This is a genomic window from Ruegeria sp. AI3 (genome assembly GCF_056541245.1).
In genome coordinates, this window is the sequence record NZ_JBQFYA010000017.1 from 38,787 (window position 1) to 59,057 (window position 20,271).

Sequence of the window (20,271 nt, forward strand, 5' to 3'; positions counted from 1 at the left end):
GCCAATCCACGTAACGCCGCGTTCCGTCAATGCAACGCAGCGTTCTTTCGGGTCAGCTCAGCATCCAGCAGCAATTGCGCCGCAACCTTGGCGTCTTCGGCCGGATTGCCGTTCTTCAACAAAACCGCCGAAACGATCGCGCCCTCTTGCAGCAAAACAATCTGACGGGCCAGAAGCTCTGGCGCATGTGCGCCGGATTGGCGCGCCAATGAGGTCAGGTGTTCCAACATAACCCGTTTATGTTCTGCTGCCTGCACATGGATTGGATGGCTGGCGTCCTGATACTCGGCCGCGGCCTTTAGGAACATGCATCCGCGAAAGTCGTCCTCTTCGAACCACTCTTTAAAAGCGTCGAAAGTGGCAATCAGTTGCCCGGCTGGCGTGTCTGCAATCTGCTCAACCCGTCGCAGGATCCGATTGCGGAAACTTTCATCCCGTAGGCGCAGAACGGCCAGGATCAGATCTTCTTTGGTGCGGAAGTGTTTGTACATCGAGGTTTTGGACACACCGGTTTCTACCACTAGCTTGTCCATGCCGGTCGCGTGGAACCCGTCTCGGTAGAAGACCTCCATCGCTTTGCGCACCAGTTCATCGCGTTTGTTAGGACGCATCAGAAAGCACCTGAGTGTACCGGCCTGTACATTTTTTCCCACTTCCATTGCGGTTTCTTCACGTCCCTGCACGTCGTGAACCCAAAGCATCACAACGACTTCACTTTTTTGCAACGTGAGCTCTTGCAAATAATAGCCAGTGAGAACACTTTTTAAAGGGTTACTGATCAGTACACCCAAGGATCTGACGATGAAACGCCACTCAAGCTTTGTTGCCACGCAATATGTCCCAATCATTTTGGTGCTCGCTTTACTGACTGCGGCGGTGGCCACATGAACAGGCGATAGTATGATACGCTCAGCTTTGCAGATCGTCTCGGCCTTGATCATCGGGTCTGCCTTTTTGTTGCTTGTGGTACTGTTTGGCTTTTTTGCCTCACCTGATGCGGTGCGGTCGACCCCCGAGAACGCCAATGGCCAATCCTTGCTTGAAAGCCTATTTCAGCGCGAGGGCCGCTAAAAATCACGCAACACCTCTTGACCTTCCTGTCACTGGAACCCCCATGTGGATAACAAGATATCTGTCGGGATGAGTCGCATGACAAAGGGCACTCAATTGAAAATCACGGGCATGAGCTGTGCCTCATGCGTTGGACGCGCCGAGGCTGCCTTGCAGGCTGTTCCCGGCGTGCAGGACGCCTCGGTCAATTTTGCGACCCAGACGGCTCAGGTCACGTTTGACGGCCCGGTCTCCGCCCTCAGCGATGCATTGCAGGCCGCTGGCTATCCGGCGGCAACGCATCAGACCGCTTTGCAGATCACCGGGATGAATTGCGCGTCCTGCGTGGCCAAGATCGAACGTACTCTGCAAGCAAGCCCTGGCGTTCTTGAGGCGAGTGTGAACCTTGCCAACCAAAGCGCATCGGTCACCTACATCGAGGGCGCGACCACGCCGCAGGCGCTGGCACAGATCACAACTCAGCTTGGGTTTCCCGCGCAGCTTAAGACATCTCCGGGGTCGGAAACCCGATCCGATGATACGCCGGATGAGGCGCGCAACTTGAAGCGTGCGACAGTGCTGGCCGCTATTTTGGCCCTGCCCGTATTTGTTCTCGAGATGGGCGGGCACATGGTTCCAGCCTTCCACCATTGGGTTCACGCAACCCTGGGACAGCAGAACAGTTATCTGATCCAGTTTGCCCTGACCACCGCACTGTTGATTGGCCCGGGACGTGTGTTCTACGCCAAGGGCATTCCGTCGCTGTTGCGCGGGATGCCGGACATGAATGCTCTGGTCGCTTTGGGGACGGGGGCAGCCTATCTGTTCTCCATCATCTCGACTTTCGCGCCCGGCCTGCTGCCGCAGGGTACAGCGAATGTGTATTTTGAGGCCGCAGCCGTGATCATTGTTCTGATCCTTCTGGGCCGCATGATGGAGGCGCGCGCCAAAGGCAAAACCGGCGCGGCAATCCGAGCGCTGATCGGGCTTCAGCCCAAAACCGCGCGCGTCGAACGAAACGGAGCAGCAGAAGATCGCCCTATTGCCGAAATAGCGGTGGGTGACCTGCTGCAAATCCGTCCCGGAGAACGCGTTCCGGTGGATGGAGATATCCTCGACGGAACCTCTTACGTCGATGAAAGCATGATTACGGGAGAGCCGGTGCCGGCTGGCAAATCCGCTGGCGACCCGGTGGTGGGCGGCACCGTGAACGGAACCGGCGCGCTGCGTGTGCAGGCGACTCGCGTTGGGGCGGACACGGTTCTGGCCCAAGTCATCTCGATGGTGGAACAGGCGCAGGGGGCCAAACTGCCCATCCAAAGCCTTGTCGACCGGCTGACCTATCGCTTTGTTCCTGCAGTGATGTTGGTGGCGGCTTTGACCATCACTGCTTGGCTGATCTTCGGGCCTTCTCCCTCATTGCCGCTGGCACTGGTGGCCGGGGTATCGGTCCTGATCATCGCCTGCCCCTGCGCCATGGGTCTAGCCACGCCGACCTCGATCATGGTGGGAACAGGCCGCGCGGCGGAGTTGGGTGTTTTGTTCCGCAAGGGAGATGCGCTGCAACACTTACAGCAGACCAAGGTCATCGCCTTCGACAAAACCGGTACGCTGACCCTCGGGCGCCCCGAACTAGATCACGTGACAACCACCAACGGCTTTGAGCGGGATCAAGTCCTACGACTGGCCGCCGCGATCGAGGCGCGCTCGGAACACCCTATTGCTACTGCGATCACCCGCGCCGGGCCTTCTGATCTGCCCGAGGTTTCTCAGGTTCAGTCCCTCACCGGTCTTGGCCTTCAGGGCCGCGCAGAGGGGCACGACCTGCTGATTGGCTCATACAAATTGATGCATCAGAAGGGTGTGGATATCTCGGACCTGAAACCAGACGCCGATGCAAGGGCCGCGCAGGGCGCGACCCCACTATTCTTGGCCATTGATGGGGTGGCGGCAGCGAGTCTGGCTGTATCGGACCCTATGAAACCGGGCACGGCCGAGGCGCTGGCAAAACTGCACAATATGGGCCTGACGCTTGCCATGGTAACCGGAGATAACGCGCAAACGGCGCAAGCGATGGCAGACAGGTTGGGCCTTGATCACGTGGCCGCCGACCTGCTGCCCGGTGACAAACAGAAAACGCTAGAGGGCTTGGGCCGCGAATTCGGCGCGCTCGCCTTTGTGGGCGATGGGATAAACGACGCACCGGCACTTGCGGCAGCAGATGTCGGCGTCGCGATTGGTACCGGAACGGATGTCGCGATCGAGGCCGCCGATGTGGTTCTGATGTCCGGCGATCTGCGCGGCGTCGTGAACGCAATCGACATCAGCCACCGGACCATGCGCAACATCCGCCAGAACCTCGGATGGGCATTTGGCTATAACACCTTGCTGATCCCGGTGGCCGCCGGAGTGTTGTACCCCTTTGGCGGGCCATTGCTGTCCCCGGTGCTTGCGGCGGGCGCGATGGCCCTGTCCAGCGTCTTTGTCGTAACCAATGCGCTGCGTCTGCGGTGGGTCCGCCCCAACGTCGCGGAAGGCGCGCAAAAAACCGCGAAGGAGGCCCACGCATGAATATTGGCGATGTCTCAACCCGCACCGGACTGCCTGCGAAAACGATCCGCTACTATGAGGATATCGCGCTGATCAAACCTCTGCGCGATGACAACGGCTATCGTCGGTTTCGCGAACAGGACATCCACAAGCTGACTTTTCTAGGCCGCGCCCGCGCCTTGGGGTTTACCATCGAAGACTGCCGCACACTGCTGGCGCTCTATGAAGATGAAAGCCGGGCGAGCGCAGATGTTAAGCAAGTTGCGCGGGATCATCTGGCGCAGATCGACGCAAAAATCGCCGACCTCAAGGCGATGCGCGACACGCTGAGTCATTTGATCGAGGCCTGCGCCGGAGACGACCGACCGGACTGCCCGATCCTGAAGGATCTAGGCGGGAACAGCTAACACGGGGTTGCCCTTTCGCGCAGGCTTTGCTTTGTCAGTGCCAAACACTCCGGCAATCAAGCAATGCCGGTCAGCGGAGAGGATCATCCCATGGCAAAAGTCGCTTTTCTTGGTTTGGGTGTCATGGGTTATCCCATGGCTGGGCACCTTCAGGCTGCAGGTCATCAGGTTACCGTTTACAATCGGACCGCTTCCAAGGCCGAGGCCTGGGTGGCTGAGCACGGCGGAGCAATGGCGACGACCCCCAAAGGTGCTGCGGAGGGAGCCGAATTCGTCATGTCCTGCGTTGGCAATGATGACGACCTGCGGATGGTCTGCACCGGTGCGGATGGTGCTTTCGCCGGGATGTCGGATGGCGCGATCTTTGTGGATCACACGACCGTCTCGGCCAAAGTGACGCGCGAGCTTTACGAAGCGGCTAAAGGGCAAGGGATCTCTTTTGTTGATGCGCCGATCTCCGGCGGTCAAGCCGGGGCCGAGAATGGCGTGCTGTCGATCATGTGCGGCGGCGATCAGGCGGTGTTTGATGCGGCAGAGCCGATCATGCAGGTCTATTCGAAAATCTGCCGCCGGATTGGCGACAGCGGTGCCGGTCAGATGACCAAGATGTGCAACCAGATCGCGATTGCCGGTCTGGTTCAGGGCCTCAGCGAAGCGCTGCATTTCGCCGAAAAGGCCGGTCTGGACGGGCGCGCGGTGGTTGAGGTGATCAGCCAAGGCGCGGCAGGTAGCTGGCAGATGGCAAACCGGTACGAGACTATGCTTGACGACCATTTCGACCACGGTTTTGCGGTAGACTGGATGCGCAAGGATCTGGGCATCTGTCTCGACACAGCCAATGAGACGGGCGCGTCCTTGCCTGTCACGGCACTGGTGGATCAATTTTACAAGGATGTGCAAAAACTTGGTGGTGGGCGGTGGGATACCTCGTCGCTGATCAAGCGGTTGCGGGCGTTGGATTAAGGGGGCTGTCTGCCCCCTCTTGGCCCTGTGGGCCAATTCACCCCCGAGGATATTTTTAGCCAGATGAAGAGATCCGCGTTGCGCGGCGGATAGGGATGGGAATGAAAGACATGAGTGATTTCTGGGCAGATGCCCTGCGCAAGTATTGGGGGCTGGATGCCCGTCTGACACGGCTGGACGGAGAGTATGACCTGAACTTTCTGGTCGAAGCAAAGAACGGTCAGGATTATGTTCTGAAAGTCATGCGCGCGGGGTGCGAGCCAGAGTTTGTCGACCTTCAAGTCAAAGCGCTCGAACATATCGCGGCTGGGGCGCCGGGGCTGCCCTTCCCCAAGGTATTCCCCTCGCTGGATGGTGCTGTCCTGCCCGAGATCGAAGATCAGGACGGCCAACCGCGCCTGGCTTGGTTGTTGGAGCGCCTTCCGGGCCAGTGCTACGCCAAGGTCGAGCCGAAATCCGAAGACTTGATCCTGAAACTCGGACGCGTTCTTGGCGCGACTGATCGCGCTCTGGCCGGGTTTGCGCATGACAGCCTGCAGCGGGACGGTTTCAAATGGGACCTGATGCAAGGCGATTGGATCGCGGATCAACTGGGCGCGGTCAGCGACCCGTCCCGCCGCGCGCTGTTGGGCGAAATTGTGCAGGGTTTCACTGCGATCTCAGATGCGCTGAACAGCCTGCCCACGCAAGCCATTCACAACGACGCCAATGACTACAACATTCTCGTCGAAGGAGAGCTGAGCGAACGTCGTACCGTATCCGGCCTGATCGACCTGGGCGACATGTGCGCCGCGCCGCGCGTATGCGAGTTGGCCATTGCCGGGGCCTATATCGTTCTGGATCATCCGAAACCCGAACGCGCGCTGGCCGCTCTGGTCCGAGGCTATCACGCCGCCAATCGGCTGAGCGCAGCGGAGGTCGATCTGATTTGGCCCCTCTTGCGGATGCGGCTGGCGGTGTCCGTGGTGAACTCGACCCTGATGGCGGCGGAAAACCCTGACGACCCTTATGTGACCATCAGTCAGGCCCCGGCCTGGCGGTTCCTTGAGAACGAAAGCGTCAATGGCCGCTTGATGTCCGCACGCTTGCGCAGCGCCTGCGGCTTGCCGGTGGTCGATGGGGCCGAGCGCATTCACGCCTACCTCTCCGACCATCGCGGCCACTTTGCCGAGATGTTTGGCCAGGACCTGAGCGATGTGCCAATGGGCTCTCTCTCCGTTGAGAACTCCACCTGGCCGCAGAACCCGTTTCACATGCCGCTCGAAGAAGCCGCGCGGGTGGGTGAGGAATTTGGTGAGGGCCTGTGGCTGGGCTATTACAACGAACCCCGCCTGATCTACGCCGAGCCCGGGTTCCGCAAGGGGCCGTGGAAAGCCTCGGACAGGCGCACGGTGCATCTGGCCGTGGATGTCTTTGCGCCCGCCGGCACCGTTTTGCACGCCCCGATGAGCGGTCGGGTCGAAGTGGTCGAGAATCGCGACAGCCATCTGGACTATGGCGGGGTGGTGATCCTGCATCATGAAACGCCCGAGGGGGATCCGTTCTATACGCTCTACGGTCATCTGGACCCAGAGGTTTGCGATCGTCTGAAACCGGGCGATCCGGTGGCGCAGGGCGCTGCGTTCGTGCGGCTTGGGGATGCATCGCAAAACGGTGGTTGGGCCCCGCATGTGCACTTCCAACTCGCCCTGACAACCGACGGCATGGAGGCTGACTGGCCCGGCGTCGCCGATCCCGATGAACTGGAGCTGTGGAACGCGGTCTGTCCGAACCCGGCGGCCTTGCTGAATCTGGCCGATGACAAGGTTTGCTATCAGCCGACTGACAAACAGGCGGTTCTGCAGGGGCGTCACGATCATTTTGGCGGCAACCTGAGCCTGACCTACAATGACCCGGTCATGTTGGTGCGCGGTTGGAAACACCACCTGTTCGACGAGTGGGGCCGCCCCTATCTGGACGCCTATAACAACGTCCCGCATGTGGGCCATGCCCACCCGCGTATTCAAGCCGTCGCGGCGGATCAGCTGAAGCGGATGAACTCGAACACCCGATACCTGCACCCGGCGCAGACCGCGTTTGCAGACAAGGTTCTATCGAAACTGCCGGATCATTTCGAGTTCTGCTTTTTCGTCAATTCAGGCACCGAAGCCAACGAATTGGCCCTGCGTCTGGCCCGCGCCCATACCGGCGCCAAGGGGATCGTGACCCCCGATCACGGCTATCACGGCAACACGAACGCGGCTGTGGCGATCTCGGCCTACAAGTTCAACAAACCCGGCGGAATCGGTCAGGCTGATTGGGTCGAGTTGGTTGAGGTCGCGGATGACTACCGAGGCTCGTTCAAACGTGACGACGCCGACCGCGCGCAAAAATACGCAGATCTCGTGGACCCGGCGATAGCTGCTCTGCAGGCAAAGGGTCAGGGCGTGGCCGGTTTCATCGCCGAGACCTTCCCCTCGGTCGGTGGGCAGATCATTCCGCCGAAAGGCTATCTACCTGCAGTGTATGAGAAAATCCGCGCGGCTGGCGGTGTCTGTATCGCGGATGAGGTCCAGACCGGGCTTGGACGGCTGGGCGAGTACTATTTCGGTTTCGAACACCAAGGCGCGTTGCCCGATATCGTTGTCATGGGCAAACCGATCGGCAACGGTCATCCGCTGGGCGTGCTGGTCACTTCCAAGGAAATCGCCCAGAGCTTTGACAACGGGATCGAGTTCTTCTCGACCTTCGGCGGCTCGACCTTGTCCTGCCGCATCGGAAAAGAGGTTCTGGACATCGTCGATGACGAAGGCCTGCAGGAGAATGCCCGCGTCATGGGCGACCGTCTGATGGAGGGCCTGCGTCAAATCGAATCCGAGTTCGGCTGCGTCGGTGACGTGCGCGGGATGGGTCTGTTTCTAGGGGTCGAACTGATCAATCCGGATGGCTCGGAAGGGACCGAGATCTGCAGTTTTGTGAAGAACCGGATGCGCGATCATCGCATCCTGATCGGAAGCGAAGGCCCGAAAGACAACATCCTGAAAATCCGCCCGCCTCTGACCATTGAGGCCGAGGATGTAAATATGATCCTATGGGCGTTGCGCGATGTCCTGAAAGGTGTCGGCGACTATACCCCTGCCCCGGTTTGCGACCACGACCACCATCACGCAGGATGTGGCTGCTGCTAAGTAGAAACCCCGGCGCAACCGCCGGGGTTTCATTTGCCGATCAATGCAACACGGCCGAGGGGGTCTGATGACCGGTTGTCGGCATTGGAATGGCGGCTGTCATGCGGCGCAAGGCCATCCCCAGCTCCTCTGACAAAGAGGCAAGCGCCGGCGCAAAATCCGGACGCACTATTAGTGAGGCCATCATCATTGCGTCTTCTCGCGCGCCTTCCGATGCAGCCGCAATCATCTGGGCAAAACAGTTCTCATCCGCGCCCAGACAGGCACATCCTAATCCATGCCGGATCAATGGACGGCGGCCGTGGCTGGCGCAAAGCGAGCATAGACGATCCAAGGTCAGCATCGCGGCGCGCCCCTGATCTGCGCCCAAGGCGATGTCGAAATCACTGGCAGCATCTGCGCGGCCTCTGGCACCTTCGCTCCAGAGGCGCAGATACATCACCGCGCCTGCTTCGATTGGGGCAAGGTCTGTCAGACGGCCAACCGCTGCGCCACCCCGGGACGACGGGCTGCTCATTTTGTCAGGATCAGTTTGCCGGCACGGGTGATGCGCAGCGTATAAAGCTGATCACCCAGTTCGATATGGGCGAGATTGCCGCCTTTGGTCAGCTCTTCGGCCTTGTGCGAAGGCAGCGCGGATACGGCAAAGGACTGGGTGGCAATAGGGGTCTGCGCGTTCATTTGACAACTCCGGAGTATCTCAGGCATGGGCCTGATCTGTTCGCTTTCTCAATGACCTAGCTGACCCGAGTCCGGGGTGGCTGTCGGCTTCTATGCTTATTCTGATTATTTTAGTAAGAATTGTCAAGTCACGCATTTGCGCATGCAGAAAGATGCCGTGTTGCGCCTTCCTGGCAGGCGGGTTAGGCCTGAACGCATAGGCAAAACACTGAGGTCACAATGGGCGCGGCAATTGTATTTGATCTGGACGGAACTCTGGTCGACAGCCTGGGCGACATCGTTGCAGCCGCGAACCAGACGCTGAGCGATCTCGACTTGCCCCCTCTGCCGCGCGAGGTGATCGGGCGATTCGTCGGCAATGGTCTGCCCAAGCTGGTCGAGCGTATGATCCGGCACTGCGAATTGCCCTTGGACCGTCACGAAGAGCTGACGAAAGTGACGCTCGCGCACTACACGGCAGGTGCCAGCAAGACGACGGTGCCCTATCCCGGCATTCCTCAGGCTTTGGCCATCTTGCAATCGCAAGGGCACATACTGGGCGTCTGCACCAACAAGCCCGAGGCACCCGCCCGGCATATTCTCGACGTACTGGACCTGTCGCAATACTTCGATGCGGTTCTGGGTGGCGATAGCCTGACCACCAGGAAACCCGACCCTCAGCATCTATTTGCAAGCTTTGACGCATTGCCAGCTCATGGGTCGCGTGTTTTCGTGGGCGACAGCGAGGTGGACGCAGAAACGGCCGAGCGCGCCGAGATCCCCTTTCTCCTGTTCACGCAAGGCTATCGAAAGTCGCCCGTGACAGATATTCCGCACGACATCGCCTATGACAAGGCGGACGAGATTCCGCCCCTGGTCGCGCAGATGGTGCAGATGGTGCAGATGTCTGCTCAGCTGAAATAGGCGCCAGAGCATACCCTGAAAGTTATTGAGGGGCCGGCCGAGGGGGTATGGACCAGCCCCTCATCGGGGAAACTCTGTGTGGCCTTTTGGGGCCAGTTGTTGTCCCTTGTTTAGCGAGACGCGACAGATGGCGAAATTGGGGGATTCCCGTAGGGCTGGATTTTTTTGCCTCAACGCAGCAGAGAAACCTGCGCTTGACCTCAGGTTTGAGGGGCGATCAGTGCCCTGACCAAACGTAACATGCGTCCGAGTTATTCGGGCTCCGCGTAGTTCCGAGCTTTAGACATTTTGCCAATCCCCGGATTGAAGGAATTGGTCGGATCACAGCATTTGTAATGGGCGGCCAGATCAGGCTTGGCCTTGTACAAATGCCCCACATTATGTTCAGCCGGGTATTCCGCGCCGCGCGTGTCGAACAACTCCAACATTGCGGCTTTCAAGGCCATTGGGTCCGCGCCTTTTTTGACCACGTAATCCTGATGCATCACGTGGCACATGAAATGACCGTAGTAGAGCTTGTGGACCAATTGGCCCTCAATCTCGGGCGGAAGCGTCTCAAGCCAGTCCTGATCGTTTCGCCGTAAAGCTACGTCGAGCGCAATGATGTCTTCCACCTCATTGCCGTGCAGCGCCATGTACCTGACGGCAGCCCCAGCTGCGGCAAAGCGGTGCAAGCCCGCGATCTTGGCCTCGCGCGGGTTGCACTCAAAAGCATCGCCGTCGCGATCTTTCAGGAATATGGGTAGCCATTCGGCAGCCTCCGCAATCCCTTCGTTCTTCATCTTCAGGATCAGATGGTGCTCGTAGCGGTCGCGAAACGCGACCATCCGTTTCGGCAAGATACGCGGCCAGAGTAAGACCGCCATCTGCATGAAGCGGTCGGTAAAGTTCCGCAGGAAGGGAATTCGGCGCAGGCGGGCATCCACCGCGCCTTTGAGCGCAAAGAACATCGGCAGCCGGTCGGTGCCTAGTTTGTCGATCATCACGACCGTATCCTTGCCGTATCGCGCCGTAATATCGAAGACCTCGCGCTGCATGTATTCGGCGGACACCGGCAGCGACTTGAATTCCGACAGGATATGACGGCGCAGCGCGGCCAGATCATCGGGGCTGTTTGTTCCGATGTAAAAGACTTGCTCGGCCTCGTTCTTGGGGAACGTATCAAGCCGGACGGCAAAGACGGCCAGCTTGCCAGCCGAGCCAGCGGATTCGAACAGCTTGGCCTTGTCCGCGTTGAACCGCGCAGGCGTTTCGGCGTAGACATCACGCACGATCTGCGCGTAGTCACTGGCCGAGGCGCGTTTGTTCGTGGCCCCCGGGTTCCGGTCGAACGTACCTGCGTCGAGATTTGCCAGAATCTCTTCCGGCGTGTCGCCCAGATCAATTCCCAGATGGTTGACCAGCTCCAGCTCGCCCTTCTCGGATATCCGCGCGTGGACGGAGAGTTCCGTGTAAACAGGGCCGCGTTCCACCAGTGACCCGCCCGAGTTGTTGCAAACCCCACCCACAATCGACGCGCCGATACATGAGGAGCCGATCACCGAATGCGGCTCTCGCCCCAGTGGGGCCAACAGTTTTTCCAGCGCAAACAGGGTAGCGCCGGGAAAGCTGACGATCTGCTTGCCATCGTTCAGCGGTACCAGAGTGTCCATGCGGCGCGTGTTGATCAGTACCACGTCCCGGTCATAGCGGCCCGAGGGGGTCGACCCTTCGGTCAGGCCGGTGTTGGCCGCCTGCATGATGACTATCTTGTCGGCTGCAACGCAGGCCTCCAGGACCTTCCACTGCTCAAGAAGGCTGCCGGGCTGGATGACGCACAACGCCTCGCCCTCGCCCGAGCGGAAACCACGCCGGAACCGTTCCGTCGCGCGTTCACCAGTCAGGACATGCCGCGCACCAACAACAGAGCGGAAATGTTCAATCAACGCGTCATTGGTCATGGCATCCCTCGTGTCTTTATGCGGCGCGGAAACGGATATTCTCGCGGCTCAGTTGGTCTATTCTGGTCACACCCATCAGCTTCATGTCGCGTTCGATCTCGGCCCGCATGAGGCCGAGCGCGCGTTCGACACCCGGCTGGCCAGCGGCGGCCAGAGGATACAGGTACTGACGTCCAACACCGACCGCTTTCGCGCCGATCGAAAGCGCCTTCAGCACATGGGTGCCGCGCTGAATGCCGCTGTCCATGATCACGTCCAGCTTGTCGCCAACCGCATCTACGATCTCGGCCAGTTGATCAAACGGCGTGCGTGAGCCATCCAGCTGCCGCCCGCCATGGTTCGATAGAATGATCCCGGTACAGCCAATCTCGGCCGCGCGTTTGGCATCTTCGACGGTCATGATCCCCTTGAGGCAGAACTGACCATCCCAATCGCGCACCATCTGCGCGACGTCATCCCAATTCATCGACGGGTCCAGCATTTCGGTGAAATAGCCGCCGATCGAGCTGGCACCGCCACCCATATCCACATGCTCTTCCAATTGCGGCAGGCGGAATTTTTCGTGGGTGACATAGTTGATCCCCCACATCGGCTTGATCGCAAACTGGATCATACCGCCCAGTGTCAGGCGGAACGGGATCGAGAAACCGGTGCGCAGGTCACGCTCGCGATTGCCGCCGGTGATGCTGTCGACAGTCAGCATCATGACCTCGACCCCAGCCTCTTTCGCGCGCTGCATCATCGCTGCGTTCAGGCCGCGATCCTTGTGGAAATAGAACTGATAGACCTGCGGGTTCTTGTGCTTCTTGCGTAGCTCTTCAAGCGAGACAGTGCCCAATGAAGACACCCCGAACATGGTGCCATATTTCTCGGCCGCTGCCGCCACGGCCCGTTCGCCCTGATGGTGAAACAGCCGCTGCAGAGCGGTGGGCGAGCAGTAGAACGGCATGTCCAGCTTTTGCCCCATCACGGTGACTGACATGTCCACGTCCTTCACCCCGCGCAGTACAGACGGCAACAGATCGCAGCGGTCGAAAGCGGCGGTGTTCTGGCGATAGGTCACCTCATCATCCGCACCGCCATCGATATAGTTGAAGATCGGCCCCGGCAGGCGGCGCTTGGCCAGCTGCCGGAAGTCATGAAAGTTATGGCAATGCTTGAGACGCATAACGTGATCTCCTTAGTACGCCACAGAGGGCAGCCAGGTGGCGAGTGTCGGCCATAGGAAGACAAGCGCCAATCCGGTCAGTTGTAGCAGCACAAAAGGGATGATGCCTTTGTAGATATGCATCAGCTTGATCTCGGGCGGGCAGACACCTTTCAGGTAGAAAAGCGCGAAGCCAACCGGCGGAGTCAGGAAGCTGGTTTGAAGCGTCACCGCCACCAAGATCACAAACCAGACCAGTGCGGGTTCATCCAGCACTCCGAAGCCCGGAATGTCGATGCCCAGGCCGTTCACGATCGGTCGCATCAGGGGCAATACGATCAGGGTGATCTCGATCCAGTCCAGAACAAAGCCCAGCAGGAATACGATGAACAGGATGAACAGGACCGTGCCATTGGCACCGAAGCCGGTGGATTGGACCACGTGCTCGATCAGTTCATCGCCGCCAAGTTCCCGCAGAACATAGGAGAATACCGTCGCGCCAAGGAAGATCGCGAAGATATAGGCGGTGGTGTTGAAGGTCGAAACCAGCACGTTCCACATTTTCGCGAAGGTCAGCTTGCGATATCCCAGCGCCAGCATCGTCGCGCCCAAGGCGCCGATGCCAGAGGCCTCGGTCGGGGTGGTCAGACCTCCGAAGATCGAGCCCAGAACCGCGAGGATCAACAGCAGCGTTGGAATGACCGCGATCAGAACGTCTTTGACTGCGTCCCAGTCGGGCGCTTTTGCCCCTTCGGGCACGGGGGCCGCGTCGCGCTTCACCTGTGCGAGGATGAAGATATAGGTCAGGTATAGCCCCCCGATGATCACACCGGGAAAAACAGCGGCCATGAACAGGTCGCCGACGGACAGAGCCATCTGGTCGGCCATGATCACCAGCATGATCGAGGGTGGGATCAGGATACCCAGCGTTCCCGAAGCAGAGACCACACCTGCCGCCAGTGTCGGCTGGTATTTCTGCTGCATCATCGACGGCAAAGACAGCACGCCCAGCAGCACTACGGAGGCCCCAATAATACCGGTCGAGGCCGCCAGTATGATCCCGATCAGGGTCACGGTGATGGCAAGACCACCCCGCACGGTGCCGAACAGGCGCTGCATCGAGGTCATCAGACGCTCGGCCACACCGGATTCGTCCAGCATCAGGCCCATGAAGATGAACATCGGCAGCGCGACCAGAACCGCGTTGGACATGGTCGCGTAGACCCGGTTCACAACTGCGCCGAGGGTCAGGTAGTCGAGTCCGGTAAATGTGCTCTCCAAACCGGTCCACAGCATCAGGTCATTGTCGAACAGATATGCGAGACCACAGTAGGCGACGCCCACACCTGCCAGCACCCAAGCCACCGGATAGCCGGTAAAGAGCAACGCGATGAAGGTCAGGAACATCGCGATGACCAGCTTTTCCTCGGTCGTTTCAACCAGGAAGGTCAGGCCCACACAGACGGCGGCGAACACAGCCAGCACCAGCAGGATACGACGCAGCGGAGCGCCCTCTCGTTCCGAAGCCGGCCCGTACATCAGTGCGTGCCCGTCGTGGATCAGCCGCGCCAGAGCAGCCAGCGCCAACAAAACAAAGCTGATCGGAATGACCGCCTTGAAAGCCCAACGCGCAGGCAGACCAGTGGGGCTGTCCGAGCGTTCGTTGACGCGGAAGCTTTCGTAGAAATAGTCATAGCCCTGATCGATCATCAGATAGATGAACGGGGTCAGCAGGGTTAGAATGCCGATCACCTCAATGATCCGCTGCGCCCGGCGGGACAATTGCATGTGCAGCACATCAACGCGTACGTGGCTGTCCGTGATCAAGGCATATGAGGTGCCGATCATCGTAACGATGCCATAGAAGTGCCACTGGATCTCATCCAGCTTGGGGTAGTTCTGGCTGAGTAGATAGCGCAACGCGACCTGCGAGAAGATTGCCGCCATCAGCAGAACATTCGCCCACATGACGACATGGCCAACAGCCTTGACGCTGGTATCAATGGCTACGGCGATCTTTTGGCGGTCGGTATCGGGATGCTCCAGGATGCCTTCATAGGCCTCAACCGGATCTTTGGTGGTATTTGGATTGCTCATGGTCATTCCTCGCCCGGCAGCCCTGTGCAAGGGCGGTGAAAGTTTGGAAAAATCCGAAGATCAGAAATCGACTGGGGCAGCAGTGCCCGCTGCCCCAGAGACGTCAGTGAGGAAGTTACTGACGTGGGAGGAAGGCGTTGGTCTTCCAGAGGTTGTAGCCGTCGCGGAACTCGGTCATGTCGGCCAGAACCTTGGCAAAGAAGGCGTCATTTGCGGCCTCTTCGGCGGCGACCTCTTCCCAAGTGCTGCGGAAGGTCTCCAGCATCTCGGGCGACCACTGCTTGAGGGTGACGCCGTTGTTTTCAACGTTGTCGATCAGAGCCGCGTGCTGGATCGCTTCACCTTCGGCAAAGCTGTCGGCCATCGAAGCCTTACAGGCGTTTTCGATGATCGCTTTGTGCTGCTCACTGGTCTCTGCCCAAACGTCCTTGTTGATCATTAGCTCGAAAACGGTCGCTTGCTGGTGCCAGCCGGGGAAGTAGTTGAACTTGACCAGCTTGTGGAAGCCCAAGCGCGCATCGATCGCAGGCATCGAGAATTCGGTCGCGTCGATCGCACCTTTTTCCAGCGCCGGGAAGATCTCACCACCGGGCAGCAGCGAAGTTGCAACACCCAGCTTCTGCATCACCTTGCCGCCCAGACCAAAGAAACGCATCTTCAGGCCGCTCAGGTCTTCGGGTGAGTTGATTTCAGTCGCGAACCAGCCCGAGGTCTCGGGGGCAATGACAGCGCAAGGGATCACGTGGACGTTGTAGCCCGCCTGATCATACATCTCTTGGTACAGCGTCATGCCGTTGCCGTAGTAGAGCCACGCCATGTATTCGCCCGCCTCCGGGCCGAAAGGAACGGCCGAGAAAAGCGGAGCAGCCGGGATTTTGCCCGCCCAGTAACCGGCGGTGGTGTAGCCCGAGTTGATCTTGCCAGTCGAAACCGCGTCCAGAATTTCGAACGGCGGAACAAGTTTGCCCGGCTCATACACCTTCATCTTCAGCGTGCCGCCCGACATCAGGTCCAATTGCTCTGCAACGCGCGGGATTGGCGAACCAAGACCAGGCAGTTCGGTCGAGAATGCAATCGGGGTTTTCAACAGCAGCTTATCTTTAGCAACCGCAGGTGCGGCCATCAGGCTGGCGGCTACGGCAAGGCTCGTCAGGGTCTTTTTCATAATGTCTCCTCCTGGGTGGGTCGGGCATCTGCCTCAAACACAAACGCAGACCCTTGCGGGTTTGCATTAGTGGTTCATTAACTTTACCAATGTTATTCAGTCAACAATTTTGTTTACCATTGGATCTGCAGGAATGTCCCTGACTGGGCACACTCAGTTTCGATAGATTGCTAAACATTTTCTGGAATTCTTATTTGATTGAACGCGTTAAGTTGCAATTTCATGCTGGAACTGAATGCTTGAAAAACGCACCAATATGGTTACATTTATTTACCAATATATCTCACCTCGGCATCTTACTTAGGTATATCCCATGAACACCAAGGCGATTTTTGAACCGGTCGGACACGAATCGCTGGCCGATGCCGTGGTGGCGCAGATCGAAGACCTCATCGCGTCGGGCATTCTGAAACAGGGGCGCAAGCTACCGTCCGAGCGGGATCTGGCGGAAATGCTTCGGGTCTCACGGCCAAAGCTGCGCGAAGCACTGGCCGTGTTGGAGGAACGCGGGCTGGTCACCACTCAGCATGGTGAGGGGACTTTTGTCGCCGCCCTGACCGGGCAAGCAATGTTGCCGGCCCTTCTGGCGCTCTACGAACGGCACGAGCCTGCCTTTTTCGACCACCTGGAGTACCGCCGAGAACAAGAAGGCTTCGCCGCCCGCCTTGCCGCCCGCAGGTCCACCAAGGCCGACAAGGAGAGGATCGCCGAAATCCTCGACGAGAATGTTCGGGCGTGGGAGGCGAACGATGCGCAAGCTTCACGCGAAGCAGATTTCGCCCTGCATGCTGCAATCGTCGACGCCAGCCAGAACGCCACTTTGATCCATATGATGGCTTCGATCTACGAACTGACCAAGCGAGGTGTTTTCTACAACCGCAGTTTTCTGAAATCGATTGACGGTTCGGGCAAACAGCTGCTGGATCAGCACCTTGCCCTGGGCCAAGCCGTGATTGACGGAGACGAAAAACGCGCCGAGCAGGCCGCACTGGACCATATCGACTTTGTCGAGCGCTCCTTCCGGACGGGGATCGAACAGCAGCGCCGCGAGGTCATGGCCGAGAAACGGCGACTTCTGTCGCGCTAGACATTTAGTACCAAAGCCGCCCGCAACGGACGGCTTTGATCAGTGCATTCAGCAAAACGGGAGAGGTGTTCAGGCCTGTACGGCCTTCATAAACCGATCTCGGATCACGACAGGGTCCATCGTGATCGGCGGCATCTTGGCATTGCCGCTTTCGCATTTGCTAACGATGATGGTCATCTGCCGGGCGTCCAGTGCCTCTTGCAACACGCGACCGGTATCTTCGGCGGCACATTCAATCACACGCTCACATCCTGCCGCAGCCGCCATTTTCGCCAATGACGTCTTCAACCCCGCATAGGTCGGCTGATCCCCGGTGGACCCGTATGAGCCATTGTCGACGATCAGGAGGATGTAGTTGTCAGCCACGTTGTTCGCGATGGTCGGCAGCGTTCCAAGATTGGTCAGAACGGAGCCGTCCCCATCGATCACGATCACCGGCTTGGGCTGGGACAGGGCCAACCCCAGACCTATGGATGAAGCCAACCCCATCGTGCCCAGCATGTAGAAATTCGTTGGCTGGTCATCAATCGCGTGCAGCTCTTGGCTGGGAATGCCGATGTTGCAAACCACCAGTTGATCCCGCAGGATCGGAGCGATTTCTTTCAGGATTTCAGAACGGATCATTGGTCGCCATAGCCTCCCCAGAAGTTGGCGTCGGTCAGAATGGCAACCGGCTTGTTGCACATGAACGTGTATTTCAGGATCGCATCCAACTCGGCCACATCCGCCTGATGGTGAAAATGGTAAGTCGGGATATTGAGCTGCGCCAACAACGCCTTGGTGTGAACAGCCATCTCGACCTGGCAGGCAATCGGCTCGCGCAGCTCACCCCGGTACGAGATCAGCATCGGCAGTGGCATCCGATAATACTGGATCAGGGTCGCCAATGTGTTGATCGTCACCCCGATCGCTGTGTTCTGCATGATAATGGCCGGGCGCTTACCACCCATCCATGCCCCCGCGCACAGGCCCATCCCCTCGTCCTCTTTGTTCGAAGGGATGTGATAGATGCCTTCGCGCTGGTCGATCTCATCAATGACACCGGCCAATTGCTTGCAGGGGACGGTGGTCACGAACGAAATGTCGTTCGCCACCAGGTCGTCAGTGATCTTCTTGTCTATATTCATCTTCCGGCTGTCAGTCCTATTGTTGTCGCCCAAGGGCGTGATTGACGGTTATCACCTGCGGTACACATGCACCGCGCAAGGGGCATGACGCACAACGCGCGACGCTGTGGAGCCCAGGAAATAGTCGCTGAGGTCGGGCTTGTGAGACCCGATGACGATGCAATCGACACCGTTCTCTGCCGCATAGTCTATGATCGTGCGCGCCGTGTGGCCCTTTACGAGTTCGGAACTTACCCCATCCAGCCCTTCGACTTTGCGCGACAGCTCCAGTCGGGCGCGGCGATATCCTTCTGCCACCAGATCCTTGTCCAGAAACGCACTGACCGAGCCCTGCGGCATTTCGTAAACATGCAGAGCAATGATCTCTCCGCCGCCCTGAGACAAGGCACGCGCCACTTCCAGAGTGTGTTGCGAGATATCGTGATCCAGCGCCATTGGAACGAGAACTTTCTTGTACATGTCAAACTCCTTTCGGCCCGGTCGGCCCTATCAAGCCAAGGATAGTACCCAGTGCGGTATCAAGGCCAGAGAACAGTTTGGCAGGTGGTGGTTGGACCGATCATCCCTCTGCACGCAGATCAAATTCTTCATCCGGGAAGTACTTGGCGAGGCGTACATCGGCCGCCCGTGCATGCCCCTCCATCCCTTCCACGCGCGAAATCCGGGCGGTGGCCAGGGCGATGGGTTTTGAGCCTTCCCGAGTCGCCCGCTGCCATGTCACGATCTTCATGTATTTGTGGACGCTCAGCCCGCCTGTGTAGCTGGCCGCCCCCGAAGTCGGCAGTACGTGGTTGGTTCCCGTCGCCTTGTCCCCGTAAGATACCGTGGTCTCTTCCCCCAAAAACAAAGAGCCATAGCAGGTCAGGCGATCCAGCCACCATTCCAGATCCTCGGCCTGGACTGTCAGGTGTTCCGGCGCGTAGTCATCGGAACAAGCGGCCATCTCTTCGCGATCCGAACATACGATGACTTCGGCATAGTCACGCCACGCGGCAGCCGCGTTCTCTCGGTTCAGGTCAGGAAGATCTGCAATCAACTCGGGCACCAGTGTCATGACATTCTGCGCAAGCGCCCGGTCATCTGTCACCAGCCAGACAGGAGAATTGTAGCCGTGTTCCGCCTGGCTGACGAGATCGGTCGCCACTACAAGCGGATCTGCACTGCTGTCGGCGAGGACCAGACTGTCGGTCGGACCTGCGATCATGTCGATGCCAACTTCACCGTAGAGGATGCGCTTGGCCTCGGCGACGAACTGGTTCCCCGGCCCCACAAGGATATTTGCGCGTGGCAGGCCGAACAGACCGTATCGCATCGCGGCGACACCCTGCACCCCTCCCATTGCCAGAATACTGTCGGCCCCACAGATATGCGCCGCATAAACTACTGCAGGCGCAACGCCTTCATCTGATTTCGGAGGAGAACACGCGATGATGTGGCGGCATCCGGCAACTTTGGCAGTTGTCACGGTCATTATTGCACTGGCGATGTGGCTGTACCGACCGCCGGGCACATAGCAGCCCGCCGCATCCACAGGTATCGCCTTTTGACCAGCGATCACGCCGGGCACGATCTCGGTCTGTACGTCGGTCATCGTGGCCTTCTGCGCCTCGGCAAAATGGCGGACGTTGTTATGAGCGAAACGGATATCCGCCTTCAGCTTTTCGGGCACCCGCGAAATTGCGGCGTCGATCTCGTCCTGCGTCATCAGAACGTTCCCATCGAACCTGTCGAACTTGGCCGCATATTCCAGCGCTTTCGCGTCGCCGCCTGCTTCTATCTCCGCCAGAATGGTCTTGACCGTATCGTGAACCTCAGGCGCATCAGACTGCGCCGTCAGCATCGCCTTTTTGAGATAGTCGCGCGCCATAGTCAGCCCCTGCTTCCGGTTCCTGCCCGGCCACTCTGTCAGAGGCGAAATCGCTTTTGCAAGCGTTTGTGGAGCCGAAAACGAAACTCTATTCGATCTTCTAACCCCATTTAGGAAAAG

Annotated in this window: 17 protein-coding genes and 1 pseudogene; 7 read left to right on the forward strand and 11 right to left on the reverse strand. The window is 58.8% G+C overall.

The features are described 5' to 3' along the window. Positions 1–26: 26 nt before the first annotated feature. Positions 27–611 (reverse strand): TetR/AcrR family transcriptional regulator, encoded by a 585-nt coding sequence (locus ACRZ95_RS20610; protein WP_170681416.1) that lies wholly within the window; start codon positions 609–611, stop codon positions 27–29. A gap of 289 nt (positions 612–900) precedes the next feature. Here ACRZ95_RS20610 and ACRZ95_RS20615 point away from each other — a divergent pair, with 289 nt between their 5' ends. The 5 genes and pseudogenes from ACRZ95_RS20615 to ACRZ95_RS20635 all read left to right on the forward strand — a co-directional run bounded on the left by ACRZ95_RS20615 (position 901) and on the right by ACRZ95_RS20635 (position 8,137). Beyond that, a complete protein-coding gene (locus tag ACRZ95_RS20615; RefSeq protein ID WP_170681414.1) occupies positions 901–1,071 on the forward strand; it encodes a hypothetical protein in 171 nt (56 codons plus the stop codon). Between the two features lie 69 nt (positions 1,072–1,140). Further along, positions 1,141–3,621 carry a heavy metal translocating P-type ATPase gene (locus ACRZ95_RS20620; protein WP_480555511.1) on the forward strand — a complete coding sequence of 827 codons (2,481 nt, stop codon included), beginning with the start codon at positions 1,141–1,143 and terminating at the stop codon, positions 3,619–3,621. Next, complete coding sequence (gene cueR / locus ACRZ95_RS20625; RefSeq protein ID WP_170484511.1) at positions 3,618–4,007, forward strand: Cu(I)-responsive transcriptional regulator; 390 nt, start codon at positions 3,618–3,620, stop codon at positions 4,005–4,007. Before ACRZ95_RS20620 ends, cueR begins: the two co-directional genes overlap by 4 nt. A gap of 24 nt (positions 4,008–4,031) precedes the next feature. Further along, positions 4,032–4,970 (forward strand): annotated as a pseudogene (locus tag ACRZ95_RS20630) (NAD(P)-dependent oxidoreductase); the annotation flags it as partial. A gap of 101 nt (positions 4,971–5,071) precedes the next feature. Next, positions 5,072–8,137, forward strand: coding sequence for an aminotransferase class III-fold pyridoxal phosphate-dependent enzyme (locus ACRZ95_RS20635; protein WP_170681407.1), 3,066 nt, complete (start codon positions 5,072–5,074; stop codon positions 8,135–8,137). A gap of 40 nt (positions 8,138–8,177) precedes the next feature. Here the strand turns inward: ACRZ95_RS20635 and ACRZ95_RS20640 are convergent, their stop codons facing one another. Both ACRZ95_RS20640 and hemP read right to left on the reverse strand, forming a co-directional pair. Then, complete coding sequence (locus ACRZ95_RS20640) at positions 8,178–8,654, reverse strand: hypothetical protein (protein WP_170681405.1); 477 nt, start codon at positions 8,652–8,654, stop codon at positions 8,178–8,180. Then, a complete protein-coding gene (gene hemP, locus ACRZ95_RS20645; protein ID WP_170681403.1) occupies positions 8,651–8,818 on the reverse strand; it encodes a hemin uptake protein HemP in 168 nt (55 codons plus the stop codon). The genes ACRZ95_RS20640 and hemP overlap by 4 nt, the downstream gene beginning before the upstream one ends. 219 nt (positions 8,819–9,037) lie before the next feature. On the opposite strand from hemP, the gene gph reads away from it, so the two are divergent. Further along, complete coding sequence (gph, locus tag ACRZ95_RS20650; protein ID WP_170681401.1) at positions 9,038–9,721, forward strand: phosphoglycolate phosphatase; 684 nt, start codon at positions 9,038–9,040, stop codon at positions 9,719–9,721. A 251-nt stretch (positions 9,722–9,972) separates the two neighbouring features. On the opposite strand, the gene dld is transcribed toward gph, so the two are convergent. From dld to ACRZ95_RS20670, 4 genes are all read right to left on the reverse strand, one after another. Then, positions 9,973–11,661, reverse strand: a complete 1,689-nt coding sequence (gene dld, locus ACRZ95_RS20655) for a D-lactate dehydrogenase (protein WP_170681399.1) — start codon at positions 11,659–11,661, stop codon at positions 9,973–9,975. 16 nt (positions 11,662–11,677) lie between these two features. Next, positions 11,678–12,829 (reverse strand): alpha-hydroxy acid oxidase, encoded by a 1,152-nt coding sequence (locus ACRZ95_RS20660; RefSeq protein WP_170681397.1) that lies wholly within the window; start codon positions 12,827–12,829, stop codon positions 11,678–11,680. A gap of 12 nt (positions 12,830–12,841) precedes the next feature. Continuing rightward, positions 12,842–14,905, reverse strand: coding sequence for a TRAP transporter large permease subunit (locus ACRZ95_RS20665; protein ID WP_170681395.1), 2,064 nt, complete (start codon positions 14,903–14,905; stop codon positions 12,842–12,844). Between the two features lie 115 nt (positions 14,906–15,020). Beyond that, positions 15,021–16,070, reverse strand: a complete 1,050-nt coding sequence (locus ACRZ95_RS20670) for a TRAP transporter substrate-binding protein (protein ID WP_170681393.1) — start codon at positions 16,068–16,070, stop codon at positions 15,021–15,023. A gap of 313 nt (positions 16,071–16,383) precedes the next feature. Here ACRZ95_RS20670 and ACRZ95_RS20675 point away from each other — a divergent pair, with 313 nt between their 5' ends. After that, positions 16,384–17,157: a FadR/GntR family transcriptional regulator gene (locus ACRZ95_RS20675; RefSeq protein ID WP_170468578.1), complete on the forward strand. Its 774-nt coding sequence runs from the start codon at positions 16,384–16,386 to the stop codon at positions 17,155–17,157. A 69-nt stretch (positions 17,158–17,226) separates the two neighbouring features. Here the strand turns inward: ACRZ95_RS20675 and comE are convergent, their stop codons facing one another. The 4 genes from comE to hisD form a co-directional block, all read right to left on the reverse strand. Beyond that, a complete protein-coding gene (comE, locus tag ACRZ95_RS20680) occupies positions 17,227–17,781 on the reverse strand; it encodes a sulfopyruvate decarboxylase subunit beta (protein WP_170494501.1) in 555 nt (184 codons plus the stop codon). Further along, positions 17,778–18,284: a sulfopyruvate decarboxylase subunit alpha gene (locus tag ACRZ95_RS20685; RefSeq protein WP_170468582.1), complete on the reverse strand. Its 507-nt coding sequence runs from the start codon at positions 18,282–18,284 to the stop codon at positions 17,778–17,780. The genes comE and ACRZ95_RS20685 overlap by 4 nt, the downstream gene beginning before the upstream one ends. Positions 18,285–18,335: 51 nt before the next feature. Continuing rightward, complete coding sequence (locus tag ACRZ95_RS20690) at positions 18,336–18,743, reverse strand: universal stress protein (protein WP_170662747.1); 408 nt, start codon at positions 18,741–18,743, stop codon at positions 18,336–18,338. Between the two features lie 100 nt (positions 18,744–18,843). After that, on the reverse strand, positions 18,844–20,151 hold the full coding sequence (gene hisD, locus ACRZ95_RS20695; RefSeq protein WP_170681391.1) for a histidinol dehydrogenase: 1,308 nt from the start codon (positions 20,149–20,151) through the stop codon (positions 18,844–18,846). Positions 20,152–20,271: the final 120 nt, after the last annotated feature.

Coding starts and splice junctions, on each gene's coding strand:
- ACRZ95_RS20610 (WP_170681416.1), bottom strand. CDS start 611: ATGCGTCCTAACAAACGCGATGAACTGGTGCGCAAAGCGATGGAGGTC.
- ACRZ95_RS20615 (WP_170681414.1), top strand. CDS start 901: ATGATACGCTCAGCTTTGCAGATCGTCTCGGCCTTGATCATCGGGTCT.
- ACRZ95_RS20620 (WP_480555511.1), top strand. CDS start 1,141: ATGAGTCGCATGACAAAGGGCACTCAATTGAAAATCACGGGCATGAGC.
- cueR (WP_170484511.1), top strand. CDS start 3,618: ATGAATATTGGCGATGTCTCAACCCGCACCGGACTGCCTGCGAAAACG.
- ACRZ95_RS20635 (WP_170681407.1), top strand. CDS start 5,072: ATGAAAGACATGAGTGATTTCTGGGCAGATGCCCTGCGCAAGTATTGG.
- ACRZ95_RS20640 (WP_170681405.1), bottom strand. CDS start 8,654: ATGAGCAGCCCGTCGTCCCGGGGTGGCGCAGCGGTTGGCCGTCTGACA.
- hemP (WP_170681403.1), bottom strand. CDS start 8,818: ATGAACGCGCAGACCCCTATTGCCACCCAGTCCTTTGCCGTATCCGCG.
- gph (WP_170681401.1), top strand. CDS start 9,038: ATGGGCGCGGCAATTGTATTTGATCTGGACGGAACTCTGGTCGACAGC.
- dld (WP_170681399.1), bottom strand. CDS start 11,661: ATGACCAATGACGCGTTGATTGAACATTTCCGCTCTGTTGTTGGTGCG.
- ACRZ95_RS20660 (WP_170681397.1), bottom strand. CDS start 12,829: ATGCGTCTCAAGCATTGCCATAACTTTCATGACTTCCGGCAGCTGGCC.
- ACRZ95_RS20665 (WP_170681395.1), bottom strand. CDS start 14,905: ATGAGCAATCCAAATACCACCAAAGATCCGGTTGAGGCCTATGAAGGC.
- ACRZ95_RS20670 (WP_170681393.1), bottom strand. CDS start 16,070: ATGAAAAAGACCCTGACGAGCCTTGCCGTAGCCGCCAGCCTGATGGCC.
- ACRZ95_RS20675 (WP_170468578.1), top strand. CDS start 16,384: ATGAACACCAAGGCGATTTTTGAACCGGTCGGACACGAATCGCTGGCC.
- comE (WP_170494501.1), bottom strand. CDS start 17,781: ATGATCCGTTCTGAAATCCTGAAAGAAATCGCTCCGATCCTGCGGGAT.
- ACRZ95_RS20685 (WP_170468582.1), bottom strand. CDS start 18,284: ATGAATATAGACAAGAAGATCACTGACGACCTGGTGGCGAACGACATT.
- ACRZ95_RS20690 (WP_170662747.1), bottom strand. CDS start 18,743: ATGTACAAGAAAGTTCTCGTTCCAATGGCGCTGGATCACGATATCTCG.
- hisD (WP_170681391.1), bottom strand. CDS start 20,151: ATGGCGCGCGACTATCTCAAAAAGGCGATGCTGACGGCGCAGTCTGAT.